The sequence below is a fragment of the Spongiibacter sp. UBA1325 genome, assembly GCF_002306875.1.
In the GTDB taxonomy this organism is placed as follows: domain Bacteria; phylum Pseudomonadota; class Gammaproteobacteria; order Pseudomonadales; family Spongiibacteraceae; genus Spongiibacter; species Spongiibacter marinus.
Genome location: NZ_DBTD01000011.1, coordinates 14,125 through 39,141, shown reverse-complemented (window position 1 = coordinate 39,141; position 25,017 = coordinate 14,125). Strand labels below are relative to the sequence as shown.

22 protein-coding genes are annotated in these 25,017 nt (G+C 56.7%); 9 read left to right on the top strand and 13 right to left on the bottom strand.

Annotation, left to right across the window (positions count from 1 at the left end; translation table 11 throughout):
- Positions 1-40: 40 nt before the first annotated feature.
- The 8 genes from B3K78_RS16015 to B3K78_RS15980 all read left to right on the top strand — a co-directional run bounded on the left by B3K78_RS16015 (position 41) and on the right by B3K78_RS15980 (position 8,875).
- The gene (locus B3K78_RS16015; RefSeq protein WP_204997376.1) at positions 41-988 is read left to right on the top strand and encodes a LysR family transcriptional regulator; all 948 of its coding nucleotides are present in this window, start codon (positions 41-43) and stop codon (positions 986-988) included.
- Between the two features lie 192 nt (positions 989-1,180).
- Positions 1,181-1,429 carry a hypothetical protein gene (locus B3K78_RS16010; RefSeq protein WP_286696232.1) on the top strand — a complete coding sequence of 83 codons (249 nt, stop codon included), beginning with the start codon at positions 1,181-1,183 and terminating at the stop codon, positions 1,427-1,429.
- Between the two features lie 101 nt (positions 1,430-1,530).
- A complete protein-coding gene (locus B3K78_RS16005; RefSeq protein ID WP_286696231.1) occupies positions 1,531-1,995 on the top strand; it encodes an FKBP-type peptidyl-prolyl cis-trans isomerase in 465 nt (154 codons plus the stop codon).
- Between the two features lie 178 nt (positions 1,996-2,173).
- Complete coding sequence (locus B3K78_RS16000) at positions 2,174-3,064, top strand: phosphoribulokinase (RefSeq protein WP_286696230.1); 891 nt, start codon at positions 2,174-2,176, stop codon at positions 3,062-3,064.
- On the top strand, positions 3,061-3,888 hold the full coding sequence (locus B3K78_RS15995; protein ID WP_286696229.1) for an HAD-IIB family hydrolase: 828 nt from the start codon (positions 3,061-3,063) through the stop codon (positions 3,886-3,888). The genes B3K78_RS16000 and B3K78_RS15995 overlap by 4 nt, the downstream gene beginning before the upstream one ends.
- A 95-nt stretch (positions 3,889-3,983) precedes the next feature.
- Complete coding sequence (locus tag B3K78_RS15990) at positions 3,984-5,207, top strand: glycosyltransferase family protein (RefSeq protein WP_286696228.1); 1,224 nt, start codon at positions 3,984-3,986, stop codon at positions 5,205-5,207.
- Positions 5,204-6,955, top strand: coding sequence for an alpha-amylase family glycosyl hydrolase (locus tag B3K78_RS15985; protein WP_286696227.1), 1,752 nt, complete (start codon positions 5,204-5,206; stop codon positions 6,953-6,955). The genes B3K78_RS15990 and B3K78_RS15985 overlap by 4 nt, the downstream gene beginning before the upstream one ends.
- Positions 6,956-7,081: 126 nt before the next feature.
- A complete protein-coding gene (locus tag B3K78_RS15980; protein WP_204997382.1) occupies positions 7,082-8,875 on the top strand; it encodes an acyl-CoA dehydrogenase C-terminal domain-containing protein in 1,794 nt (597 codons plus the stop codon).
- A gap of 65 nt (positions 8,876-8,940) precedes the next feature.
- On the opposite strand, the gene acs is transcribed toward B3K78_RS15980, so the two are convergent.
- From acs to pcnB, 8 genes are all read right to left on the bottom strand, one after another.
- Positions 8,941-10,878: an acetate--CoA ligase gene (acs, locus tag B3K78_RS15975; RefSeq protein WP_286696226.1), complete on the bottom strand. Its 1,938-nt coding sequence runs from the start codon at positions 10,876-10,878 to the stop codon at positions 8,941-8,943.
- Between the two features lie 191 nt (positions 10,879-11,069).
- A complete protein-coding gene (locus B3K78_RS15970) occupies positions 11,070-13,229 on the bottom strand; it encodes an FAD-binding protein (protein WP_286696225.1) in 2,160 nt (719 codons plus the stop codon).
- A gap of 252 nt (positions 13,230-13,481) precedes the next feature.
- Positions 13,482-13,862 (bottom strand): aspartate 1-decarboxylase, encoded by a 381-nt coding sequence (gene panD / locus B3K78_RS15965; RefSeq protein WP_027873044.1) that lies wholly within the window; start codon positions 13,860-13,862, stop codon positions 13,482-13,484.
- Between the two features lie 35 nt (positions 13,863-13,897).
- The gene (gene panC / locus B3K78_RS15960) at positions 13,898-14,782 is read right to left on the bottom strand and encodes a pantoate--beta-alanine ligase (RefSeq protein ID WP_027873043.1); all 885 of its coding nucleotides are present in this window, start codon (positions 14,780-14,782) and stop codon (positions 13,898-13,900) included.
- Positions 14,783-15,050: 268 nt separating this feature from the next.
- Positions 15,051-15,842: a 3-methyl-2-oxobutanoate hydroxymethyltransferase gene (gene panB / locus B3K78_RS15955; protein WP_286696224.1), complete on the bottom strand. Its 792-nt coding sequence runs from the start codon at positions 15,840-15,842 to the stop codon at positions 15,051-15,053.
- 18 nt (positions 15,843-15,860) lie between these two features.
- Entirely contained in the window at positions 15,861-16,526 is a 666-nt protein-coding gene (locus B3K78_RS15950) for a deoxynucleoside kinase (RefSeq protein ID WP_204997386.1), read from the bottom strand.
- Positions 16,516-17,022, bottom strand: a complete 507-nt coding sequence (folK, locus tag B3K78_RS15945) for a 2-amino-4-hydroxy-6-hydroxymethyldihydropteridine diphosphokinase (protein WP_286696223.1) — start codon at positions 17,020-17,022, stop codon at positions 16,516-16,518. The genes B3K78_RS15950 and folK overlap by 11 nt, the downstream gene beginning before the upstream one ends.
- On the bottom strand, positions 17,019-18,287 hold the full coding sequence (gene pcnB / locus B3K78_RS15940) for a polynucleotide adenylyltransferase PcnB (protein ID WP_286696222.1): 1,269 nt from the start codon (positions 18,285-18,287) through the stop codon (positions 17,019-17,021). Before pcnB ends, folK begins: the two co-directional genes overlap by 4 nt.
- Between pcnB and B3K78_RS15935 the strand changes: the two genes are divergently transcribed.
- Positions 18,259-18,624, top strand: coding sequence for a hypothetical protein (locus B3K78_RS15935; protein WP_286696221.1), 366 nt, complete (start codon positions 18,259-18,261; stop codon positions 18,622-18,624). The genes pcnB and B3K78_RS15935 overlap by 29 nt on opposite strands.
- Positions 18,625-18,767: 143 nt before the next feature.
- Here B3K78_RS15935 and B3K78_RS15930 read toward each other — a convergent pair whose 3' ends face one another.
- From B3K78_RS15930 to dksA, 5 genes are all read right to left on the bottom strand, one after another.
- A complete protein-coding gene (locus B3K78_RS15930) occupies positions 18,768-20,201 on the bottom strand; it encodes a sigma-54-dependent transcriptional regulator (RefSeq protein ID WP_286696220.1) in 1,434 nt (477 codons plus the stop codon).
- A 72-nt stretch (positions 20,202-20,273) separates the two neighbouring features.
- Entirely contained in the window at positions 20,274-23,264 is a 2,991-nt protein-coding gene (locus B3K78_RS15925) for a sodium:solute symporter family transporter (RefSeq protein ID WP_286696219.1), read from the bottom strand.
- Positions 23,257-23,430, bottom strand: a complete 174-nt coding sequence (locus tag B3K78_RS15920; RefSeq protein WP_204997390.1) for a hypothetical protein — start codon at positions 23,428-23,430, stop codon at positions 23,257-23,259. The genes B3K78_RS15925 and B3K78_RS15920 overlap by 8 nt, the downstream gene beginning before the upstream one ends.
- 68 nt (positions 23,431-23,498) lie before the next feature.
- On the bottom strand, positions 23,499-24,368 hold the full coding sequence (gluQRS, locus tag B3K78_RS15915; protein WP_286696218.1) for a tRNA glutamyl-Q(34) synthetase GluQRS: 870 nt from the start codon (positions 24,366-24,368) through the stop codon (positions 23,499-23,501).
- A gap of 39 nt (positions 24,369-24,407) precedes the next feature.
- Positions 24,408-24,845, bottom strand: coding sequence for an RNA polymerase-binding protein DksA (gene dksA / locus B3K78_RS15910; protein WP_027873037.1), 438 nt, complete (start codon positions 24,843-24,845; stop codon positions 24,408-24,410).
- Positions 24,846-25,017 lie beyond the last annotated feature (172 nt).

Genomic DNA, 25,017 nt, shown 5'->3' with positions numbered 1-25,017 from the left:
ATCACCCCGTATTATATTGAGTAGCGGAGTCATCAGTCTCATGAATTTATCGCGTATCGACCTGAACCTGCTGGTTTACCTGGACGTGCTTCTGCGCGAGAAAAATGTCACGCGAGCGGCGGAGCAGTTGGGAATTACCCAGCCAGCCCTGAGTAACGGTTTGCGGCGCTTGCGTGACCTGTTTAATGACCCGCTTTTAGTGCGCACTAGTGAAGGGATGACGCCGACAGAGCGCGCGCTGGAGCTGCAGCCGCAGGTAAGGAATATTCTGTCCTCAGTAGAACAGGCGGTGCTGCCCGTATCAGACTTTGAAGTGACCGAGAGCACGCGGGTGTTCCGGGTTATGGCCAGTGACTACGCCGAGTCGACCTTGTTGACGAGGCTCTTGTTCAAGCTCCGTGACGAGGCACCTAATATTACACTGGATATCCTGACGCCCTCCGATGTGACCTTCCAGGACCTTGAGCAAGGCAAGATCGATATGGCGGTCAACCGTTTCGACCGTTTGCCGCAATCCTTCCATCAGGCTACCGTCTGGCGCGACAGTTTTTCCTGCCTGATGAGCAGCGAGAATAAGGCGCTGGAGAACTTTGATATGGATGCCTTTCTTGCTGCGCCGCATATCTGGGTAAGCAAGACCGGTATGGGGGTTGGCCGTGGCATGAGCCACAGAGACAGTCAGCGCTTGGGCTGGGTGGATGAGGCACTGGCCGAAGTGGGGCACGAACGTCAGATTCGCGTTTTCACGCGCCACTATCAAGTGGCTGCCTTGCTGGCGAGGCACCCCGACCTGATCGCTACCCTGCCTACCCAGGTCGCCAAGTTGTACGCCGAAGATCCACGGCTGGCAGTTCGCAAGCCGCCATTTATGATTATTCCCATCGAGCTGAAACTGGCTTGGAGTCCGCTCCTGCAGCACGACCCCGGTCACATTTGGTTGCGCCGCCGCATCGTTGATATGGGCCAGGAAATGATCGAGCACGGCTAGCGAGATTTACTTATATAGCCGCCTGCTTGCACTGCGTACACTGCAGTTTTTATCTGTAGGGCATCCGGGGTGCACCAGTTGAGTTTTGGTCGCGTTCGACCAGTCGGCAATATTGTCGAACTCTGTATTGACGAGGGGCGTGAATTGACGCTCCAGTCCCTCACTGAATTTCGCACGTGGATAGGCGCGCATATGCCCCCGCGGTTTGCGGTGTTGGTCACGGGTTCCTTAGATTTCTCGCTGGGCTTTGAAGCGCAGGCCGACTTGGGAAATGTTGCGGGCTTACAGGCTATCGCCATCGTTCGGCAATTCCCGCGCAGTGACTTGGTTTTCGATATTATTCGTCGTCTGCCGCGCGATCACGTACTGAAGCTAGAGTTATTTCCCTCGCGCGACAGCGCTTGCAAGTGGCTTAGAGAACACTTGGTCGTAACCCATTAATCGGACAAATATTCCCCAAACCCTGGCCTGAACCGCCGCTTCGCGTGACCTCGTCGGCTAAAGCTGTCATGCTTGCCGCCTCATTTTAACGGGAGGTTCCCATGAATATTGCCAACGATTGCGTGGTGGCATTTCACTACACCCTCACCGACGACAACGGTGTGGAACTCGATTCATCAAAAGGTCAGGATCCCCTGGCGTATCTGCATGGCCATGGCGGCATTATCCCCGGCCTTGAGCGCGAGCTGGAAGGCAAAGTCGCGGGTGATGAATTGAAAGTGACTGTTCAGCCAGGCGACGCCTATGGCGAGCTCAACCCCGAGCTGATTCAAGCTGTGCCCCGCGACGCTTTCCAGGGTGTAGAGCAGATCGAGGTGGGTATGCAGTTCCAGGCGCAGGGCGCTGGTGGTCAAGTGCAGATGGTCGTTGTAAAAGCGGTTGATGACGAGAACGTCACGGTCGACGCCAACCATCCACTGGCAGGCCAAACACTTCACTTCGAAGTCAGCATTGCCGACGTGCGTCAGGCAAGCGAAGAGGAAATTGCTCACGGTCACGTGCACTGATTGAGCGGTTTGACGGGCCGGTAGCCATCGGCCTGTCCCCCCTGCGTTCCCCACTTTCGTATTTTCCCCCCGTGTTTCACCCTGTTGCCGTTGCTGGCAAGAAACCTGCTTGTTTACCTTGAGCGGCCACTTTTATTGGTGGCTATTATGCTTATAAGAATTCAAGGAGAAGCATTGAGTGTCTCAACTAGAACTTGGTATCGCAGCGTTTTTGCAGCGTGAGTCGTTGCCAGCCAGGTATTCCCAGCAAATCCATGAGTATTTTCTGCCATTTATTCAGGGGTATCTGGCAGCCCCGGCCGAGGGTGTTCGCGTGCTGGGTATTCACGGCGCGCAAGGCAGTGGTAAATCCACGTTAACGGCCTTTTATCAATGGTATTTGAGTGAGTGTTGTGGCCTTAGCGTGGCGGCTATCTCTTTGGATGATTTCTACCTCTCCCCTGAACAGCGCGAACAATTAGCGCAGCAGGTTCACCCCTTACTCGCTACCCGAGGCGTGCCTGGCACGCACGATGTCGCCTTGGCTCGTCGTACCTTGTCCGCGCTCCGGGCAGGCCAGGCGTGCTCGTTACCGCGATTTGATAAAGCGCGGGATCGCGCCTTTCCCTCAGTCGAATGGCCTCAGGTGAGCGGTGTCGATGTAGTGATTTTCGAGGGCTGGTGCCTGGGGGTGCCCCCTCAGCGGGATGCCGAATTACGTGACCCAATTAACGCCCTGGAGCATGGCGAAGATGCATCGGGAAACTGGCGCCGCTGGGTGAATGAGCAGTTGCAAGCGGTTTATCAACCGCTGTTTGCTGAGCTCGATTATTTACTGATGCTGCAGGCGCCGAGCTTTGACTGTGTGGCACACTGGCGCAGTGAACAGGAAAAAAAGCTAATGGCTCGGCGAGCGAATGACCCCAACGCACAGTTTATGAGCGCCGCGCAGATACATCGGTTTATCAGCCATTACGAGCGCTTAACGCGGCATGCCATTGCCGTGCTGCCGGCGCAGGCCGATGCCTGCATGGTGCTTGACGCTCAGCGCCGAGTGCGAGCATTACAGTACCGGGAGGCAGACTCGTGAAGCCCAGTGTTGTGTTTACCGACTTAGATGGCAGCCTACTCGACCACGACAGCTACTCGTTTGCGGCGGCCGCGCAAGCGCTGGCATTGCTGGCGTTGCGTAACATTCCGTGGATATTGAACAGCAGCAAAACGGCCGCCGAGATGTCAGTACTCCGCCAACAGCTGAACAATCGTTATCCCTACATTGTTGAAAATGGCGCGGCGGTGATTTACCCGGAGAATGCGCCGGACGGCTTGCGCGAGTGTCGCTGGGGGCGGGTAAAGCAGTTGGCCCGCTGTCGAGAGGACTTCCTTCCTCACTTGCACCAGTGGCGAGCGGAGGAGGGGTTTCGCTTTCGCGGCTTTGCGGATATGAGTGCACCAGAATTGTGCGACGAAACCGGGTTGACCCAAAATGAAGCAGAGGCGGCTTTGCAGCGGGAATATTCCGAGCCGATGGTCTGGCAGGGCGACAACGCGAGCTGGCAGCGCTTTGAGCGACGGTTAACGGCGGAGGGGCTGCGAGCTCAGCGTGGCGGACGATTTATTCATATCAGCGACCACTGCGACAAGGGGCAGGCCATGCTCTGGCTGGCGCCTCGTCTGGTCGAGGGCTGCCAGGCCCCTCGTACCATTGCCTTGGGTGACGGCGGGAATGATGTGCCCATGCTCGCGCTGGCGGATGAGGCGGTGTTGATTCGCTCCCATGCCAATGCGCCACCGCCGATTCCTGCGCCGAAGGGGCGCCTGCAATTAACCGATGCTGTTGGCCCTGAGGGGTGGAATAGCGCTGTATTAGCGCTGTTGGACAACAACGCTAGAAACGGCACGGAAAATGCCTAGTAATGTATAGGTAATCGGGCGTCTGATCGCCACCTCGACAATGCTAGGGCAGCGAGGCGGCATGCACAGACGGACAATAACGACAGGGAAACCCCATGGCAGATTTTTATCAAAACGGCATCATCACCACATTGCATAACCTGGTTGATCGCCCCATTGAAGCCCTTGAGACAGAGCTCAGCCAATTCGCGCAACATCGGCCGATGGCGCTGGTGTTGCCATCGCTGTTCTCCGAGCTTGAGGGGCCGGCACTGGCGAATATCATTGATGAAATCGCCAAAGTCCCCTACATCAACGAGGTGGTGATCGGCTTAGACCAAGCGGATGAGGCGCAGTACCGCCACGCCTTGGCCTTTTTCAACCGCCTTCCTCAGCGTCACAGGGTGTTATGGAATGATGGGCCGCGCCTGCGCGCCCTGGATGCCAAACTGCAAGGGCGCGGGCTGGCGCCGCTCGAGGCGGGCAAGGGGCGAAACGTTTGGTATTGCCTCGGCTACATATTGGCGTCGGGCGACAGTGAGGCGATCGCGCTGCATGACTGCGATATTTTGACCTATGATCGACGCCTGCTTGCACAGCTGTTTTATCCGGTTGCCAACCCCGCTTTCAACTACGAGTTTTGCAAGGGTTTCTATGCGCGGGTTGCCGACGGCAGGATGAATGGCCGGGTTAGTCGCCTGTTGGTGACTCCCTTGATTCGCTCACTCAAAAAGATTTTTGGCGATCTCGACTACTTGGAGTATTTGGATAGCTATCGCTACCCCTTGTCCGGTGAGTTCTCCATGCGACGAGACGTGCTCAATGACCTGCGTATCCCCAGCGACTGGGGGCTGGAGATCGGCGTACTGTCGGAGATGTACCGCAATTACTCGACGAACCGTCTCTGTCAGGCAGACATCGCGGATGCCTACGATCACAAGCATCAATCACTGTCTGCCGATAACGATGCCGGTGGCTTGTCGAAAATGTCTATCGATATATCCAAGGCGATTTTTCGCAAGTTGGCGACTACCGGGGTGGTGTTTAACAGCGAGACCTTCCGCTCCATCAAAGCAACGTATTTTCGCGTGGCCTTGGACTTTGTTGAGAGCTATCGCAATGACGCCGTGATGAATGGCCTGGACCTGGATCTTCACCGAGAGGAAGAGGCGGTGGAGTTGTTTGCCGGCAATATTGTTAAAGCGGGCAATGATTTTCTCGACAACCCGATGGAGACGCCCTTCATTCCCAGCTGGAACCGCGTGTGTAGCGCTGAGCCGCGACTTCCCGGCGAACTGCTGGCGGCGGTCGACGCTGATATGGCCGAGTACAGCCAATGACAGGTAGCGACGCCCAGCAGCACTTGAAAGACAAGCTCTATGCGCATGTCGAGCATATCTACCCCGCTGAAAATGCTGACGAGCTCATAGAAAAAATGATCGCGCTGATGGACCTCAATCAGCGCTGTTTTATGCCTGAGCCACACAAGAACCTGTGGGACGAGCGCGACTGTTTAATGATTGCCTACGGCGATTCACTGCTCAAAGAGGGGGAATGGCCGCTGCATACCTTGCACGATTTCTTGCGCAGCGAATGCCGTGGGGTGATCAGTGGTGTGCATATCTTGCCGTTCTATCCCTGGAGTTCCGATGACGGCTTTTCGGTTATCAACTACGTTGAAGTGAATCCGGCGCTGGGTGAGTGGCAGGACGTGAGCGCCATTGCTCGCGACTTCGATCTAATGGCTGACTTGGTCGTCAATCATTGCTCCAGCCGCAGTCAGTGGTTTGAAAATTACAAGCAGCGCCGCCACCCGGGAAAGGACTACTTCGTAGAGGGTGACCCGCAATGGGACCTGTCTGCGGTGGTCAGGCCGCGAACCAGCGATTTGCTGGCGGAGGTGCAAACGCTCGACGGTAAGCGCCATGTCTGGTGCACCTTCAGCCACGACCAGGTTGACCTCAATTTTCGCAACCCCGAGGTGCTGCTGGAGTTTGTGCGCATTATTCGGCACTACCTGGATCAGGGGGTAAAAATTTTTCGTCTCGATGCGGTCGCCTTTCTGTGGAAGGAGGTTGGTGGCAGCTGCCTAAATTTGAGTCAGACCCACGAAATTGTCAGGCTGTTTCGCAGCTTGGTTGAGCACGCCGCGCCAGATGCCATTCTGATTACAGAGACGAATATCCCGCTGCGAGAAAATTTGGCCTACTTCGGCAACGCCAATGAAGCGCATCTGGTATACAACTTCTCATTGCCGCCACTGCTGCTCAATGCGCTGGTCAGCGGTGACAGCGCCGCGTTGACTAACTGGATGATGGGAATGCCCGCGGCGCAGGACGGTACCAGTTACTTCAACTTTATTGCCTCTCACGACGGCATTGGTTTGCGCCCGGCCGAGGGCTTGTTGAGCGATGCCGAAATTGATGACCTAGTGGCGCTGATGCAGCGCAGCGGTGGCCGGGTGTCGTGGCGCGCCTTGGGTAGTGGTGCCAGCCGCCCCTACGAGATTAACATTAGCTTGTTCGATGCGATGCGCCAGCGCCAGGGCGCGGGCGAGGATGGCTTCCAGGAGGCGCGTTTTCTCTGCGCTCACGCTTTGATGCTGGCCCTGCAGGGCATACCCGCGTTTTATATTCACAGCCTATTGGCGACACCTAACGATGAACAGCGCGTAGCGCACAGCAACCACAACCGCGCGATTAATCGTCATCAGTGGCAGGCTGACGAGCTCGCCTGTGCGCTGGCGGAGGGCAGTCATCACCGGCGGATATTCGATACCCTTAAAGCGATGATTCGTCGGCGCGCTCAGCAGCCGGCGTTTCACCCCAATGCCGCTCAGTACCCGCTTCACTTGGGCAGCGCCCTGTTTGGCCTGCGCCGAGAGAGCGTTGTTGAAGGCGCAGAGCAAACCCTGCTGGCAATCTACAACCTCAGTGCGGACACGCAGCGACTGCCCCTTGCCGAGCTGAATCTCGATGCTGGCTTGCGCTGGCGGGAATTGCTCAGCGGCGCGGAGATTGGCGCCGAGCGCGGCGATCTAATGCTGCCGCCCTATGCCTACTGCTGGCTGGCGGCTGACGCCGAGTAAGGGTGGCCGGCCGCTAGGCGCACGAACTGTTCTTGTATTGACCCCCAATGTTACTCAACCGTTTGGGCGTATCTGCTATGCTTCGGCCTCGTTTTGTCCAATAGATTATGCACCACGAGGTTCGTGATGGCCGATTATAAAGCTCCCCTGCGTGATATCGATTTTGTCTTGAATGACTTCCTTAATAGTGAACAACACTATGCTGGTCTGCAGGGCTGTGAGCAGCTTAGCAGTGACCTGATGGATGCGATCATTAGCGAAGGGGCCAAGTTCGCAGAGAACGTCGTTAACCCCATTGCCGCTACTGGTGATGAGCAGGGCTGTAAATTCGTTGATGGTAAGGTCTCTACGCCAGATGGTTTCAAGGAAGCCTTTCGCCAGTGGGGCGAAGGCGGCTGGCAGGCCTTGGGTGTACCTGCTGAAGACGGTGGTCAGGGCTTGCCTTCGTCGCTTGGCACGGTGATTGGTGAAATGGTCGGCGCCCCGAGCTGGGCATTCAGTATGTACGGCGGCCTCGCATTGGCTCCCGTTACCTGCCTGCTTAACGGCGGCACTGAGGAGCAAAAACAGCGCTATCTCCCCAAACTGCTAAGCGGCGAGTGGGCAGGCACAATGTGTCTGACCGAGGCGCACTGTGGCTCCGACGTCGGCCTGCTGCGCACAAAAGCCACCAAGAATGACGATGGTACCTACACCCTGCAGGGCACCAAGATCTTTATCTCGGGTGGCGAGCAGGATATGACCGACAACATCATTCACGCCATTTTGGCGCGTGTTGACGGGGCGCCTGAGGGCACCAAGGGCGTGTCACTGTTTATCGCGCCGAAATACTGGGTGAATGAAGACGGCTCAACGGGCGACTTCAACAACATCAACTGCGGCTCCATTGAAAAGAAAATGGGTTTGAAAGCCTCGGCGACCTGCGTAATGAACTACGACGGCGCGCGGGCGGTGTTGTTGGGCGAAGAGAATCGCGGCTTGGAAATTATGTTTAAGCTGATGAACTCCGCCCGTTTGGGGACCGCCTTGCAAGGGCTGGCCATGGGTGAGATCGCCTATCAGGGTGCGATGGATTATGCCCGCGAGCGTTTGCAGATGCGCTCATTGACAGGGCCGAAGAACCCAGATGGCCCCGCCGACCCGATTATTGTTCACCCCGATGTGCGCCGTATGCTGCTTACTCAGAAGGCCTTTGTGGAAGGCCAGCGCGCGTTCATCTACTGGTTGGCTCAACAGGTGGATTTAACCAAGCACGGCGATGAAGAACAGCAGGCACACGCGGGCAAGTTGTTGGAGTTACTGACACCCATTGCCAAGGCATTCTGTACGGAAACGGCCCAAGAAGTTACCTACCTTGGCATGCAGGTATTTGGTGGTCACGGCTACATCAGTGAGCACGGCATGGAGCGCATCGCACGTGATAACCGCATCTCAACAGTGTACGAAGGAACCACTGGTATTCAGTCGCTGGACTTGATTGGCCGCAAGGTAATGGGCAGCGGTGGCGAAGTGCTGCGTCACTTTACCAAAATCATTCACAAGTACTGCGAGTCTCACAAAGACAACAGTGCGATGACTGAATTTGTTGAACCGCTGGCGGCGCTGAACAAAGAGTGGGGCGAGCTCACCATGGCGGTGGGTGAAAAAGCGATGAACAATGCTGACGAAGTCGGCGCGGCGTCGGTGGATTATCTGATGTACTCCGGTTATGTCGCATTTGCCTACATTTGGGCGCAAATGGCCGAGGTGGCCCAGCAGAAATTGGATGCCGGTGAAGACAACGGCCTGTACCGAGGTAAGGTTAAAACGGCGCGCTTCTACTTCCAGCGCCTGCTGCCGCGCACTGCAACCCACAAGGCGGCTATGCTAGCGGGGGCTGACGCGTTGATGGATGTTAGCGAAGACGAGTTTGTCTACTGAGACAATGTTGTCTGCCAGCAAAAAAACGGAGCCTTATGGCTCCGTTTTTGTTTCAGCTTATGGGGTTAGCGGTTGAGCCGCTGGTCGATCAGCTGGTCGACAACCGAGGGGTCGGCCAGTGTTGAGGTGTCGCCGAGGTTCTCCAGCTCATTGGCGGCAACCTTGCGCAGGATGCGCCGCATAATTTTGCCGGAGCGGGTCTTGGGTAGCCCCGGTGCCCACTGAACCAGGTCCGGTTTTGCGATGGGGCCGATTTCCTGCACGCAGAGCGCGGTGAGTTCTTTAACCAGTTCCTCGCTGCCTTCTACGTCATGCATTAGCGTGACGTAGGCATAGATACCTTGGCCTTTCACATCGTGGGGGTAGCCGACCACCGCCGCTTCGGCGACCTTATCGTGCAGTACCAGAGCGCTTTCAACCTCGGCGGTACCCATGCGGTGGCCGGAGATATTCAGCACATCATCGACGCGGCCGGTAATCCAGTAGTCACCGTCTTCATCGCGGCGCGCGCCGTCACCGGTGAAATAGTAGCCGGGGTAAGCGCTAAAGTAGGTGTCGATCATCCGTTGATGGTCGCCGTAGACGCTGCGAATTTGGCTAGGCCAGGAGCGTTTGATTACTAGCAGGCCTTCACCGGGGCCTTCAATTTCGTTGCCTTCGGTGTCCAGCAGGGCGGGCTCAACGCCAAAGAAGGGCTTGGTGGCTGCTCCCGGTTTCATGTCGGTGGCGCCGGGCAGGGGGGTGAGCATATGCGCGCCGGTTTCTGTTTGCCACCATGTGTCTACGATCGGGCAACGTTTGTCGCCAACAACGCGGTAGTACCACTCCCAGGCTTCTGGGTTGATCGGCTCACCGACGGTGCCCAGCAGTCGCAGACTACTGCGCGAGCTGCGCTCCACAAATTCATCGCCTGCCCCCATGAGTGCGCGAATTGCCGTGGGTGCTGTGTAGAAAATACTGACATTATGCTTGTCGATGACCTGCCAAAAGCGCGAGGCATCGGGGTAAGTGGGCACGCCCTCAAAGAGTAGCGTGGTCGCGCCATTGGCCAGTGGGCCGTATACGATATAGCTATGTCCGGTTACCCAGCCGACGTCGGCGGTACACCAGTAGACCTCGCCGTCTTTGTAGTCAAAGACGTATTTGTGGCTCATGGCTGACTGCAACAGATAGCCAGCGCTGGTGTGCAGCACACCTTTGGGTTTACCGGTTGAGCCGGAGGTGTAGAGGATAAATAGAGGCGCCTCGCTCTCGACGGCCTCAGGGGCGCATTCGGCGCTTGCCGCCTGGGTGGCTTCTTCGTAGCAAACGTCGCGGCCTTCCTGCCAGCTGACATCGGCGCCAGTGCGGCGCACCACAATACAGCTGTCGACGGTGGGGCAGTCGGCGAGTGCTTTGTCGGCATTCTCTTTCAAGGGAATTGCCTTGCCGCCGCGAACACCCTCATCAGCGGTGATCAGCATTTTGCATTCGGCGTTCTGAATGCGGTCTTTCAGTGCCTCGGGGGAGAACCCGCCGAATACCACTGAGTGCACGGCGCCGATGCGGGCGCAGGCCAGCATGGCGTAAGCCGCCTCGGGAATCATCGGCATGTAAATGCATACTCGATCGCCCTTCGTCACGCCGCGTGCTTTCAGCACGTTGGCGAGTTTGCACACCGCGGTGTGCAGTTCGCGGTAGCTGATATGAGCGCTGTCGCTGGGGTCGTCGCCCTCCCAGATAATCGCCGTTTGATCGCCGCGGCTTTCCAGGTGCCGGTCGATGCAGTTATAACTTACATTCAGCTTGCCACCGTCAAACCAGCTGGCTTCTCCCTTGGGGAAATCGTACTCACAGATATTGTTCCAAGGCGTGTCCCAGCTCAGCATTTCACTGGCTTGTTGCGCCCAGAAGGTGTCTGGGTCGTCGATGGATTGCCGATACATTTCTTCGTAGCGATCGCGATCAATATGCGCATCACGGGCAAAGGCTTCGGGTACGGAATGGGGAGTAAAAGTCGTCATGGCGCATCCTGTTTATTGCATTTATTGTGGCTGCCGGAATCCATTAGGCAGCGACCGATGCATTGAGCATACCTGCTGATAACACGCCGTTGAAGCCCAAATAGACTAAAGTCGAAGGGGATTTTTTAGCGATATTTCCGCTCGAATGGGCGGATGGTGGGGCAAAAGGGCCCGAAGGCCCTGTGCGCGAGCTACCAGTGTTCGGGGTAGTCGAAGTTGGGGTATTCAAGCCCGATGCGCTTGGCGTACTCATTGGCGAAAACCCCATTGGGGTCCAATTTTGCCAGCACTTTATTAAAGCGGCTGAGGCGTTTGCCGTAGTCGTAAACGCCGAGTTCACGTTGCAGGTCGAAGGCCCATTCACGATTCTTTGCCCAGTGGGCTCTGGCGCCGAAGTCTTCAATCAATACCGTGACATACTCCACAAAGGGTGCCATATACGCTTCCAGCTCTGCGTCGCTGAAACCGGCCGGCACGTAGATCGGCATCTCAATGTGGACGACATGGCTGTTGTCTTCAAATGGGCCGCCGGTGCCTGTGTAGGCCATGAGAGTGTGGTCCTCACTTTTTGCGTAGCGGGTGAAGACGCCGACAAGAGGAAGCCGAACGTCAAGGTTCTTGCGGTTCTGGCCGTGCAGGAAGCGGTTGATATATTCCATGGCGGCGGCAGCATTGGCGCGAGGAACCGCGACTTCCCAGTCCATTTGGAAGAAGCCGTCTTGGCCGTCGACCAGGGTGCTGGTAATCATTCGGTGTTGGGGGCCAATAACATCGGCGCTGAATACCGTTTTTCCGTCTTGCTCTTTGGTGAAGGGCGGTTGATTCACAAACTGCAGATAGCGGAATCGCTCCATTACCCCGTCGAGATACCCGCCTGGGTTACACGCGGCGGTGTGCATGGCCTGTTTGAAGAAGGGGAAAATCTGCGCGGGCACGGAGGGGTTCAATAGGCGATTCTGGGCGCCGGGCTCGGCGGCGGCGGTTGTTTCTTTGCCGCAGGTTCGCACGACCTTGCCAACACCTGGATACCAGTTGTACTGGCCGAAATCACACTGCTTAATGTTCTCCCAGGCTGAGTCGGGGCCGTTGTTAAACAAGTAGTCGTCATCGTGGTAGGTGACTTTGACGTGAAGGTTTTTAGTGTCTTGCACCTCGATTCTCAGACGGGTGACAACGCCGAGATAGCCGAGGTTGGCGGTGAGGGCTTTCCACTCGTCTTTATTCGTCGTGCCGCGAGAGAAGTGTCGCAACTGCCCGTCTGCGGTCACGACGTCCATGCTGACCACGCTGTGGGAAAGCACGGTGCGATGCTTGGGAGAGCTGCCGTGTGAACTGGTTGCAATGTGCCCTGCTACGGTAGGAAATGCGTAACCCAGGTGGGTGTAGCCAATGGACTTGCCGCGAGGATGCAGCCATTCCGAGAGATCCCACATCAGCGTGCCCGCGGGCACGTTGACAACGTCGACGCCTTCAAAGGTCTCCAGTTGTATGCCCATATTGGGGTTGTGCATCGTGAGTTGTGCGGTGCTGATTAACACGCCGTCGGTGCACATTACATCGGTCGCGGAATGGGCTTTGCCTGTGACCTTCACGCGTTTCCCGGCCGCGGCAGCTGCACTCACCAGTTGCTTTACCTCGTCAACGCTACTGGGTGTGTGCAGTGTTTCAATGTCGTCGCACAGGGTTTGGTAGTTGTAAGAAGCGAGCTGCCAATCGCCGCAGTCGGCAGGGCAGTTGTCGGCGGTCTCAAGCGCGTCGCACATCTGGTTGCCGCAGCTGGCGGCGATCTCCAGGCTAGGGCATGTGGCAAGCCCGCCGATATCGCCAACTAAAAGAGGGAGCTCGGTCAGTAGGCCAGGCAGATCGCTATCCCGGAAACGATAGACGACCCTGTCCTCAGCGCTGCCGCCACAGTATTCCCCATTTGCTCCCACCGAGCAGGCGAGTACCGAGAAAGCTTGAATGGGCACAATGGTGTCTTCGTCAAACCGATAGTTGAGTTCGCCGCTCTCGGCGGGGAGCTCGGTAATCAGGGCGGGTGTGCCGAGCAGCGGTAGGCTGAGGATTTTGTTGCCTTGCGTATCTGCCCAGTACAGCCGGTAGTGCGTAAGGGTCTCCCCGTTAGCGGCGGGGGTCAACTCAATCCCCTCCGCGGTGAGTTTGTCGGGAATAAGCTGCTCACCTGCGGTATAGGTAAAGCTAACCGCTCGGGGGAGCGGTAGTGTTTCGCTGCCGCCGCCGAATAGAGCGCCTAAGTTCAGTGCTTGTGCTGACATGCTGGCAGTCACCATAGCGCAGGCTGCCGCGCAGCGGCGCAGATCAGGCAAGCGACTGCTAAGAAAGTGCTTCATAGATTTCCTTATTTTTGTATTGGAGGCAAGGCGCAGCCGCATACAGCGAATGGATCACTGCGATGGCGCGCGGTGCTGCCGTTGTTATTGTTGTTATGCTGCCGAAGGCGCTCGGCCCCGGCAGGTGCTGGCAAATAGTAACGAGGTAGGGGGGCAAGGCAATGTCTCAGCCTCGCGAAATGTGAGCAAGTCTATAAATTGGCAATAAAAAAGGCCCCATAAGGGGCCTTTTAAGGAAGTCTGTGAGCGAGGTTACGCAACCTGTACAGGGATGGCGTTGCTCGAGTGGCTCACGGTATTGTCTTCGTTCATATAAATCAGGCGCGGCTTGAAGTTAAGCAGTTCCGCTTCGGTATAGCTCGCGTACGCGCAGATAATAATAGTGTCACCGACGCCGGCCTTGTGGGCGGCTGCACCGTTAATGGAGATGATGCCACTGTTATCTTCACCGCGAATCGCGTAGGTCGTGAAGCGTTCACCATTGGTGACGTTGTAGATTTGAATCTGTTCAAACTCACGAATGCCAGACATGTCCAGCAGTTTGCCATCTATGGCGCACGAGCCCTCGTAGTTTAATACCGCATGGGTCACGCGAGCTTTATGGAGTTTGGCTTTCAGCATAACGGACTGCATAACGCTGTTCCTTTCTCTTCGGTCTCGGCCGGGGCTTAGTTAGCCGCCAGCATGCCCCAGTCGGCACTGGGATTCAGGGTCAGGGTGACGTTGTCGATAAGCCGCGTCGAGCCGAGCTTAGCGGCGGCTAGTATAACAACTTCTTCTGTGTCCGGGCGAACCTGCTCTAGGCTGCGGGCATCACAAATATTTACATAATCGGGTTCAAAGCCGCCGTCCTTGAGCGCCAGTTTGGCGTAGAGTTCAAGGTCGCTGTAGCTGTCGTAGCCGCAGGCGATGGCTTCGCGCATTTCTTGCAGCACCCGGTGCAGCAGGGGCGCGGTATTGCGCTGGCTATCGTCTAGGTAGCCGTTGCGCGAACTTAGAGCCAGGCCGTCTTCAGCTCGGGCAGTTGCCACACCAATAATGTTGATGGGCATGCAGAGATCCTTAACCATCTTGCGGATCACGCTCAACTGCTGAAAGTCTTTTTCACCAAACACCGCAGTGTCTGGCTGAACCATATTGAACAGTTTGTTCACAATAGTCGCCACACCGGTGAAGTGACCTGGGCGACTGGCTCCGCAGTGCTGTTCCGACACGGCGGGAACGGAAACTTTGGTGTGCTGCTCCATGCCTTCTGGGTAGATTTCTTCCACCTGAGGTTGGAACAGGAACTGGACGCCTTCAGCGAACAGTTTCTCTTTGTCAGCCGCCAGGGTGCGCGGGTAATTGCCTAGATCCTCGCTAGCGGAAAACTGCAGCGGGTTGACAAAAATACTCACGACAACGACATCGGCCTCGCGAGCCGCGCGTCTCACCAGCGATAAGTGGCCTTCGTGCAGATTACCCATAGTGGGAACGAAGGCAACAGTTTTACCTGCGCGGCGAGCGGCGGAAAGTGCTGCCCTGAGCGCTGCGGTTGTGCTGTATGTTTTCATACCACCTAACTTCCCAATCTCGATCTTTACGCGCTTTGCGTAAAGGCAGTTTGCTGTGAAGTCAGTCCGCTGATTCTGCGGGCTGGCGACCTTTCCACCGCGGTGCGTTTACACTGCTTACATTGGTCACAAACTGACCAGTTCTACGGTGGCGGGCAAGTATGCCCCAAGAGCAATGGCCGTTCAATGCCTTGGTAACAAAAAATTCATGGCATTGTTACCGCTCAAAAGTGTTTCGCTGGGTAACAGTTTCAGGGATTTCAGCCGCTTAGTCAAAACCGTGTTCGGCGGCGGGAAAGCTGCCATCAAGCACTGCGCTGCGATAGCGCTGCAGGGCGTGTTCGATGCTGGAGCTGTCCTGGGCAAAGTTGCGGACAAAACGGGCGGTTTTCTCGGTGATGCCAAGCAGGTCGTGCAGCACCAGTACTTGAGCGTCGGTGTCAGCACCGGCGCCAATGCCGATAACGGGGATAGCAAGGGCTTGGCTGATTTGTTTGGCCAGTTGGCGGGGTACGCATTCCAGCACCAGCATTGCGGCGCCGGCAGCTTCTAGTGCTTTTGCATCGTTGATGATGCGCTGGGCCTGGTCATCGTCGCGCCCCTGTACGCGGTATCCACCGAGCACATTCACCGACTGAGGCGTAAGCCCAAGGTGTCCGCAAACCGGAATGCCTGCACGACTTAGCAGGCGGATGTCGTCGCAGAGCCAGTCTCCGCCCTCTAATTTGACTATCTGTGCGCCGGCACGCATCAGTTGCGTTGCATTGTCGAGGCATTGCTGAGTGCTGTGGTAGCTGGCGAACGGCAGGTCGGCGATGATGAGTGGTGCTGAGCAGCCGCGGGCCACGCAGGCGGTATGGTAGGCCATGCCATCGACGGTCACGGGGATGGTGGAGTCGTGGCCTTGCAGGACCATTCCTAAGGAGTCGCCAACAAGAATGACTTCAATCTCGGCTTTCTCCACCAGGCGGGCAAAACTGGCGTCGTAGCAGGTGACAACGGCAAATTTCTCGCCACGCTGTTTTTTCTGCATCAGGCTGGGGATGCTGATTTTGCTCATAGTGGGCCTCGCGGAGACTCAGAAGAAGGTGGGGTTAAAGTAATGGCGGCCGCTGGGAATTTCCAGCAAATAGTCGAGTAGTTGCTGATAATCGCGGTCGTTGTGGGCGAAGTCTATATCTTCTGCGTTCACGATCAAGAGTGGCGAGGCGCTGTAATGAAGAAAATATTCGCTGTACGCCTCGTTTACCTGCTCCAGGTAATGGCTGTCGATATTGCGCTCAAAGCGAACGCCGCGCTGCTGGATGCGATCCTTGAGTACCTTGCTCGGCGCTTGTAGGTAAATCACAAGATCGGCCGGTGGCAGGTCGACGGCAAGTTGTTGGTAAACCTTTTGGTATAGCTCAAGTTCGTTGGCGTCTAAGGTGAGTTGTGCAAATAGCGGATCTTTTTGAAAGAGGAAGTCGGCGACGTAGCCCTGAGCAAAGAGGTCGCTTTGTTGCAGATCGCTGAGCTGCTGGGCGCGCTGAAACAGAAAAAACAGCTGTGTGGCGAGAGCGGCGTGCTGGCGATTGCTGTAAAAGCGCTCCAGAAAGGGGTTCTCGTCCGCCTTCTCTTCGAGGGTTGCGTAGCCTAATGATTCAGCAAGGCGCCGCATCAGTGTGCTTTTACCCACACCAATCGGGCCTTCTATAGCGATATGGCGTGGTGGTGCGTCGGACTTGAACAGCGGTCTATTCTGCATATTGCGACAGTTCTTCAGTGCCTATAAGCCAGAGTTCTTCGCTGCCTACCCACTGGTCGGCCGGCGCGTTGAGCTGGCTGTGTTGCCGGGCAAGTTCCTCAGACAGGTCTGCCAGTGGGGCGAGTACGAAGGGGCGCATGGGCATGCGCGGATGCGGGATCTGCAGCGTGCTATTGTCTATGTGTTGTTCGCCGTACAGCAGGATGTCCAAGTCTAGTGTGCGCGCCCCCCAGCGTACATCACGTTTGCGACCATGCTGATGCTCAATGCGTTGCAGGGCGGCGAGCAGGTCTTCAGGGGAGAGCGCGGTGTCTAGCGCGGCGACGGCATTGATGTAGTCGGGCTGTTCGCCAGGGCCGATAGCGCGACTGCCATAGAACCGTGAACTCTCCACTAAGCGGCTGCCCGGCAGCCGCCGCAGTGCGTTCAGGGCGCCGTAAATTTGTGCGAGCGGAGAGGCCTGGTTGCTGCCCAGGCCGATATAACAGCGAATCATGATGGCTTGCGCGGACCTCTGCGTCGACGTCTGGGGCGGCGGTTGCGCTCCCGCTCGGCGGCGTCGTTGGTGTGCTTCTGCATATCGCTGCGAGTTGTTGGCTGCGCCTCATAGAATGCTTGCCACCACTGGCTGAGCTGCTCGCTGACCTCGCCGGATTGCTCACGCAATAGCAGGAAATCGTAACCGGCGCGGAAATAGCGATGCTCGACTAATTGCGAGGCGCGTTTGCCGGACTGGCGCTCAAAGCGCAGCTGTAGCTCCCAAATGTCGCGCATAGGTAGCGAGAAGCGCTTGGGAATAGCAATGCGTTGCTGCTGCTTGTGGAGGCAGCGCTCGGCGGCTTGATGAAGGGCCGGAATCGGCGGGACGCCATCCTCCAGCACCTCTTTATGCAGCTTCTTTACGACCGGCCATAACAGTACCGCGTAAAGGAAGGCCGGGGTGACTGGCTTGCCTGTGGCAATGCGCGCGTCGGTATTTGCCAGGCCCTGATGGATGAGTTCTTGCGTTTCCGGGCACTCTTCATCAAGCAAGCGCTGAGTGGCAGGGAATAGTGGGGCGAATAGCCCGTAGCGCTGCATCAGGGCATACGTTTGCAGAGCGCGGCCACCCATGAATAGTTTTAGCACCTCGTCAAACATACGGGCGGCGGCGATATCGCCAAGCAGTGGCGCGAGTTCCCGCAAAGGCGCCTCTGTTGCGGCCTCAATGTCGAAGTCTAGCTTGGCGGCAAAGCGCACAACGCGCAGCATGCGCACAGGGTCTTCTCGATAGCGTGTTTCGGGGTCGCCGATTACGCGTATCAGTCTGCGTTCCAAATCTTCGATGCCGCCGACGAAGTCGTAGATGGCGAAGTCCCGGCTGGAGTAGTACAGCGCGTTAATGCTGAGGTCGCGGCGCATGGCATCTTCATCGATGCTGCCATAGACATTATCCCGCAGCAGCATGCCGGCTTCATTGCGTGCAGAGTGTTTGCCTTTCGGGCTGCTCTGCGAAGTGGGAGCATCGTGGCTGCCACGAAAGGTGGTCACCTCGATAACTTCGCGCCCGAAGCGGACGTGGACTATGCGAAAGCGCCGGCCAATGATGCGACTGTTGCGGAATAAGCCCCTTACTTGCTCGGGGGTGGCGTCGGTGGCAACGTCAAAGTCTTTGGGGTCGCCGCCCAGCAGAATGTCGCGGACGCCGCCGCCTACAAGGTAGGCCTCGTGCCCTGATTGGTTGAGGCGGTGAATGACCTTTAAGGCGCTGTCGCTGATCATGCTGCGCGACACGCCGTGGTCGTCGCGGGGGATAATAGTCGGGCTATGCGAACCTTTGTTGGAACGGCTTAGTTTGCCAGCGAGTTTTTTCCAAAGTCCTGAAACGGTGTTTGCGCTCATTGCTCTCGATGTCAGCCTGGAAGGGCAAAGCGAGTATTCTAGCACAAGCAGAACTGAAGGCGCTTTTTGGAAAGGGAAAGGTTTTCGAGGGGCCAGAAATGAAGAAGGGGAAAACAATGTCTTCCCCACCCAGGTCTTTTTACTACGTCTATTATTTTTATTTTTCCGCGTTCTTATTATTTTTATTGTATTTGTTATTCTTCTTTGTCGCTTATAAATGCACTGCCTGTGCCAACTTTTTATTTTGTATATAAATCAATGGGTTGTGTTTTTCCGGGGTTGGTGGTGACGTGATTTTTATGGCCGGTTGTTACCTTAGTAAACGGCGTTTGTTACGCGCAGCTGGTTTGGGTAACGGTGTCAGTTGCTACTGGAGCGCGAGCTCTTCTTGCGCGGAATGCCCAAGCGTTGTCTTCTTTCCCACAGGCACTTTCGGCTAACACCGAGTTTCTGTGCGAGCTCTGTTTCGCTCATGCTGTCCTGATGTTCCAGTACAAAGCGTTGGAAGTAATCTTCGAGTGACAGGTCTTCCGCGGGATCCGAGCTTCGCACTCTGCTGGGGCGGCTGTCTTTGCGATCGCTTCCCAGATTATTGCTGCTGCGATTGCGCTCGGGTTTGCGGCCGCGAATTTGGCTGATGTCTACCAGCTCCAGATCGATATCCAATAGCTCGTTGTCGATCTCATCGCCTTCGCAGAGAATCACTGCGCGCTCCACAGCATTTTCCAGCTCGCGAATATTGCCGGGCCAGACGTAGGTGGTAATTGCTTGGATGGCTTTGGGGCTGAATTTGAGTGGCCCCCGCCCCAGTGCCTCGCAGCGACGACTAAGCAGTGTTTCTGCGATTTCCAGGATATCCTTACCGCGCTCGCGAAGAGGGGGGAGTTCCAGCTTCATCACATTGATGCGGTAATATAAATCCTCGCGGAAGCGGCCATTATGGGCCATGTCTTTGAGGTCGCGGTGCGTGGCACAAATCAGCCGTACATCGACTTTGTTTGACTCCACGGAGCCGATGCGGCGGATTTCGTCTTCCTGAATGAAGCGCAGCAGGCGCGCTTGCGCTTCCAGTGGCAGCTCGCCAATTTCGTCGAGGAAGAGCGTGCCGCCATCCGCGGCTTCGATAAGGCCGATGCGATTGGCGTTCGCCCCGGTAAAGGCACCTTTCTCGTATCCGAAAAGTTCTGACTCAATTAAAGTCTCAGGTATTGCCGCGCAGTTCACGCAAACGATGGGTTTGCTTGCGCGGGTGCTCTGGCTGTGAATGGCTCTGGCCACCAGCTCTTTACCGGTACCGGTTTCACCATGTACCAGTACGGTTGTGTCGGTGGGGGCTACGCGGTTGATGTATTCATATAATCGCTGCATGGGTTTGCAGCTACCGATCATGCCGCTGGTGTCTACCTGCAGGGCTTTTTGCTGGCCAGGCATCGGCGGCGGGTTGCTGGCGTTATCGGCAATGATGCGCGCGACGGTTTCCAGCATTTCATCGTGGTCAAAAGGTTTGGCAATATAGTCAATTGCCCCCTGTTTCATCGAGTCGACCGCAGACTTCAGGCTGGCGTAGCTGGTCATGATAAGAACCGGGCGCTCGGTTTTGCTAATCAGCTCCGTGCCCGGTGCGCCGGGCAGCCGCAGGTCGCTGATCAGTAGCTGGTAACTATTGAGGTCGAAGCGCTCCAGGGCCTCTTGAACCGAACCGGCCTCATCTACCTGATAGTCGTTGCGTTCAAGCAGGCGCCGCAGCGCAAGGCGAATGACATCTTCGTCTTCAACGATCAAAATACGAGGCATATTGAGGACTCCATCGCTACATTTGCTTGCCTGAGTTCAGCCGAACAACATAACGCGTCCGGCTCGATATTTCTACTTTTCAGAGGGTGTTGGGGGAGCGCAGTCGCCGCTGAGGTGACAGGCCAGAGGCAGCCGAATATGGAAGCGGGTGCCGCGTTCGGCGCCGTCGTTGTAGGGGCTTTCTACGCTGATTTCGCCGCCGAGGTCATCGATGATTCGATAGACCAGGGCAAGGCCTAGTCCGGTGCCTTTGCCGGGTTCCTTTGTGGTAAAGAATGGCTCGAATATCTGCTCGATCAAATCTGCATCTATGCCGCTGCCCTGGTCGCTGATTCGAATATGTGCCCAGGGACGGTGGTCGTCTGCATTGGCATCGATAGTCACCTGGCCGCCGCCGGGGCTGGCATCCCGGGCGTTGGTGAGCAAATTAATAAATACCTGCATTAGCCGTTGCTGGTCGCCGGCGACGTCGAGGTCAGTGGGGCATTGATTCACGAAGCGGACCTGCTCGGCGGCGCGATCGAGCTCGAGTAGCTGAATGGCCTCGGCGATGCAGCTGCGTATCGCAACCGCCTCTTTCGCTCGCGTTGGGTGTTCGCGGCCATTGTGCGCGAAGTTGACCAGGCTTTGCACAATGCTGCTAATGCGCTGGGTCTGCTTGACGATTTGTTCGGCGCTTTCCAGTAGTAGGGGGTCGTCGGTTTCATAGCGCAGGTTCTGGGCCAGGCTGGCGATACCGGTGACCGGGTTGCCGATTTCATGAGCAACGCCAGCGGCCAGTCGGCCGATAGAGGCTAGCCGCTCCTGGTGTCCGAGTTCTTTTTCCAGCAGCTGGGTGTCAGTGATGTCTTCAACGACGATAATCAGCTCGTCGCGCCCGGGCAGCTCGGAATCCGTTTTGTGGAGATTTAGCCAGCGGGGCGCGCCGTCGACAACAATGCCTGCCTTGCTCCAGTGTTGGTCTTTGCTCGCGCTGAAATCTCGCAGCAAGGTTTGCCACTCGGCGGGGAGCCCGCTGAGGCTGGACCCGGTGATATCGCCGCTGGCCACGCCGGTGATGGTCGCCATGCTTTTATTCCACAGCAGGATTTCCTGATCGGCGGCCAAGGCGCAGACGCCTGTGGGTAAATCTTCGAGGGTTTGGCGGTGGTACCGCCGCAGGGCGTCGAGGTCGGCGGCCAGCCCCGTGAGGTGGGCCTGATAATGCTCTAAGCGATCTTCGATGTAATTGATGTCTTCGCCCTCGCCCATCAAATTGCTGGCATAAGGCAGGCTGCGGTCGATGACCCTGCGGGCGATCGTCGGGCCGAGTAACGCTGAGAGGTTGACCTCTATGCGGTCGCGAATACGTCGCAGGGCGTAAGGGCGGGTCTCATTGTCGTCGAGTTGGAGTTCCTCCAGAGCCCGATCCAGCTCTTCCTTCGCGACGGCGCTGCCGAGCGACTCGGCAAGGCGGTGGCGCATCTCGTGAGCGCTCTTGAGCGTAAGTGCTTGGCGGCCGGGGCGGTTTAAGTCGTCAATGGCGCAGGCTTCTGCGGCGCTTTGTTCTTCTTTGGAGGTTTCGCTTAATAGTGAGACGAGGATCATTACAAAGGCATTTAGCCCGAGTGAGAGTGTGGCGATCTCCATCCACTGCGGGCCTCGGCTGGGGTCGATGCCTGGCAGGGCAAGGATTAGCGCGGGGGTCTCCAGGCCAAATGCTGGTATCAGTAGGCCGAGTAGCCAGACAGAGAAGCCGGTAAGCAGTCCGGCGATAAAGCCGTTTCTGTTTGCAGAGGGCCAGTACATGACCGCCAGCAAACCGGGTAGAAACTGCGCGCAACCGGCGATGGAAATGACGGCCAGTGAGCTGAGCACTTGCCGCTCAGGGATAAGGACGTATAGCAAGTAGCCCAGCATGATAGTGGTGAATATCAGCAGCTGTCGCGACCAGAGCAATTGGCGATAAATATCGCCTGGGCGGCGCTGGGGACTGTGTAACGGCAGGACAATGTGGTTGAGGTTCATGGAGGCGGTTGCCAGGGTGGCGACAATAATTGCGCCGCTGGCCGCGGAGATCCCGCCAATGAATACAAGCAATGTGAGTAAAGGGCTATCAAGCGCGCTCAGCACGTGTAGTGCGGCATAGTCGCCGCTACTTTCCCCGCCGCCAATTGCCGTGCTTGCCCACAAAAGTGGCAGTACGGGCAGGCTGATAAGCAATAAATAAAGGGGGAGGCCCCAGCCTGCGCCGTAGAGTTTTTTGCCACTGGGGTTTTCCGCGAAGAGCATGTGGAAGACATGTGGCATGCACAGCGATGCCGAGAAGAACAGCACCAGCATCATGCGGGCATTTTCTCGCTGGCTGGCATCTCGTAATTTTTCAATTAATTCAGGCTGAGTTTGCAACCAATTTTGCATGTCGCTGAAGCCGCCGAATATGCCAAATATCGCTGCAGCGCCCAGGCAAATAAAAGCGACAAGTTTAACCAGCGACTCGAATGCCAGTGCGACGACTAACCCCTGGTGGCTATCGCGCGAGGATAAATTGCGAGAACCAAAGAGGATGGTAAACAGGCTAATGATCAGGCAGAACATAAATGCAGACAGGTGCCTGAACGTGCTGCTGTCAGTCTCAGATGCTGAGGGCGTAAGTAGTAGCGTGGCATCGGAGACTGTTTGAATTTGCATCGCCAGCAGCGGCCACATGGCGATGCTGCAGAAAACAGTTGTTAAAGAGCCTACCCACTGGCTGCGATAGCGGAAGCTCAACAAGTCGGCCAGCGAATGCAGCTGGTAGTTTTTGCAGATGTGATACAGCGGGGTAATAACGATCGGTAACAAAAACAGTGCAGCTGAAATGCCAAGGTAATAGTTCAGGTAACCCAGGCCATAGGCCTTGGCCATGCCCGTTACGCCGTAGAAAGCGAAAGCGCTGGCGTAGACACCGAGCGACAAAACATAGACCGCCGGGTGATCAATTAACTTGCTCGGCAGCCAGCGATGCTCACTGGCATAAGCGATGGCAAACAAGGTGAGCAGATAGGCGAGCGCGCAGAGCAGCAGAACATTGGCTTCAAACATCGCGCTTGCGCCGATAGTTGGCCAGGAAAACAAAAACAATAACGGCCAGCCACAATAGATGCAGTCGGTACCAGGCCTGCCCACCGCTGTATATCCAGTGGTTCAGCGTGGGGGTGAACACCACCATGAAACAGAGCAGCAATAGCAGTGGGGCTTGTAAGCGCATGAGTGAGCCGTGTGCAGAGGTAATGGTGCGAATTATTACTGCCGCATCGGCAAACTGCAAAGCCTGTATTAGCGCACGACGATATCGCTGTGGGGAATCGCCCCGGCAGACCAATGCTGAGCCGCCCACGTTAGCACCGCATCAAGGCTCCCTAGTGGTGGTGGCGATGGCTGACCCAGGTAGCGCAACGCAGTGCGAATATTGTCCTCGGCGCAGCTGTTGTCTAGTGCTGGGGCGTGGCTGCGTTTACTGAGTTTATCCCCTTTGTCGTCAGTGAGCAGGGGGAGGTGGAGGTACCTTGGGTGCGCGTAGTTCAGGCGCTCTTGCAGCAACCATTGCCAGGCTGTGGAGCTGAGCAGGTCGCTGCCGCGAACGACATCGGTAATGCCGCTGTAGGCATCGTCGACGACGACGGCAAGTTGGTAGGCGAACAGACCATCGCGGCGCTTGAGCACGACATCGCCGCCGTCCTCGACGCGATGTTGCTGTGGGCCTAGCAGTCGGTCCTCAATGGTATAGGTTTGGCGGTTTGTGCGCAGCCTGACGGCCGCGTCGTTGCGGTCCAGGGGGGCAATGCAGCTACCGAGATGAATGCCATTACGGCTTGCCAGCTGGGCGCGCGAGCAACTGCAAAGGAAGGCGTGTTCGGCTGTCAGGAGTTGGTCCAGTGCATCTTGGTAGGCACTCAGGCGATCGCTTTGCCAGAGCACTTCGCCATCCCAGAGCAATCGATGGGCTTTTAATGATTCGATAATGGCGTGGTCGGCGCCGGCTTGTTCGCGAGGAGGATCTAGGTTCTCTATACGTAGCAGCCAGTGGCCGTTGTGAGCGCGGGCATCTAAATAGCTTGCGAGCGCACTACACAGTGAGCCGAAATGCAGGGGGCCGGTGGGCGAAGGTGCAAAGCGGCCGACATAGCCAGCGTGGGAGTGGGCCATACACAGAGACTTATGGGGCGGCGGTGGCCGCCCTGTCGTTTAACCGCGCTCCTGGCGCTCTTTAATTTCGTCCAGGGTTTTGCAATCAATGCACAGTGTCGCCGTTGGGCGTGCCTCTAGACGTTTAATGCCGATTTCAATACCGCAGGTATCGCAGAAACCGTAGTCGTCTTCATCAATAAGGTCGAGCGTGGCGTCGATCTTTTTGATCAGCTTGCGCTCGCGATCACGGGTGCGAAGTTCCAGGCTGAACTCTTCTTCTTGGGTGGCGCGGTCGGCGGGGTCCGGGAAGTTCGCCGCCTCGTCTTTCATGTGAGTTACCGTGCGATCAACTTCCTCCATCAGTTCGGCCTTCCAGCTGAACAGGATTTTACGGAAATGATCTTTTTGCGCCTCGTTCATGTATTCCTCGCCCTTTTTGGGGACGTAGGGAACAAATGACTTAAGGCTTTCTTGTGCTGTGTCCTTTGCAGGCATGCTTGGCCCTCTTTATTAACAAGCCGTTAACCGCAGACCGCGGATGTGCGCGCGACGCTGTGCCGCCAAACCGGCAAAACTACCAGATAAGTGTAGTTGGTGCTACAGAAAAACGCGCAGAAAGCGATGTAGCGCTGCCGGTGGGTGAGGGGCGCTGTTACACTAGGGGGCT

Bases quoted from the DNA above. Each gene is read 5' to 3' on its own strand.
- B3K78_RS16015 (WP_204997376.1), top strand. From the start codon at position 41: ATGAATTTATCGCGTATCGACCTGAACCTGCTGGTTTACCTGGACGTG.
- B3K78_RS16010 (WP_286696232.1), top strand. From the start codon at position 1,181: ATGCCCCCGCGGTTTGCGGTGTTGGTCACGGGTTCCTTAGATTTCTCG.
- B3K78_RS16005 (WP_286696231.1), top strand. From the start codon at position 1,531: ATGAATATTGCCAACGATTGCGTGGTGGCATTTCACTACACCCTCACC.
- B3K78_RS15990 (WP_286696228.1), top strand. From the start codon at position 3,984: ATGGCAGATTTTTATCAAAACGGCATCATCACCACATTGCATAACCTG.
- B3K78_RS15985 (WP_286696227.1), top strand. From the start codon at position 5,204: ATGACAGGTAGCGACGCCCAGCAGCACTTGAAAGACAAGCTCTATGCG.
- B3K78_RS15980 (WP_204997382.1), top strand. From the start codon at position 7,082: ATGGCCGATTATAAAGCTCCCCTGCGTGATATCGATTTTGTCTTGAAT.
- acs (WP_286696226.1), bottom strand. From the start codon at position 10,878: ATGACGACTTTTACTCCCCATTCCGTACCCGAAGCCTTTGCCCGTGAT.
- B3K78_RS15970 (WP_286696225.1), bottom strand. From the start codon at position 13,229: ATGAAGCACTTTCTTAGCAGTCGCTTGCCTGATCTGCGCCGCTGCGCG.
- panD (WP_027873044.1), bottom strand. From the start codon at position 13,862: ATGCAGTCCGTTATGCTGAAAGCCAAACTCCATAAAGCTCGCGTGACC.
- panC (WP_027873043.1), bottom strand. From the start codon at position 14,782: ATGAAAACATACAGCACAACCGCAGCGCTCAGGGCAGCACTTTCCGCC.
- panB (WP_286696224.1), bottom strand. From the start codon at position 15,842: ATGAGCAAAATCAGCATCCCCAGCCTGATGCAGAAAAAACAGCGTGGC.
- B3K78_RS15950 (WP_204997386.1), bottom strand. From the start codon at position 16,526: ATGCAGAATAGACCGCTGTTCAAGTCCGACGCACCACCACGCCATATC.
- folK (WP_286696223.1), bottom strand. From the start codon at position 17,022: ATGATTCGCTGTTATATCGGCCTGGGCAGCAACCAGGCCTCTCCGCTC.
- B3K78_RS15935 (WP_286696221.1), top strand. From the start codon at position 18,259: ATGACCTTTAAGGCGCTGTCGCTGATCATGCTGCGCGACACGCCGTGG.
- pcnB (WP_286696222.1), bottom strand. From the start codon at position 18,287: ATGATCAGCGACAGCGCCTTAAAGGTCATTCACCGCCTCAACCAATCA.
- B3K78_RS15930 (WP_286696220.1), bottom strand. From the start codon at position 20,201: ATGCCTCGTATTTTGATCGTTGAAGACGAAGATGTCATTCGCCTTGCG.
- B3K78_RS15925 (WP_286696219.1), bottom strand. From the start codon at position 23,264: ATGTTTGAAGCCAATGTTCTGCTGCTCTGCGCGCTCGCCTATCTGCTC.
- B3K78_RS15920 (WP_204997390.1), bottom strand. From the start codon at position 23,430: ATGCGCTTACAAGCCCCACTGCTATTGCTGCTCTGTTTCATGGTGGTG.
- gluQRS (WP_286696218.1), bottom strand. From the start codon at position 24,368: ATGGCCCACTCCCACGCTGGCTATGTCGGCCGCTTTGCACCTTCGCCC.
- dksA (WP_027873037.1), bottom strand. From the start codon at position 24,845: ATGCCTGCAAAGGACACAGCACAAGAAAGCCTTAAGTCATTTGTTCCC.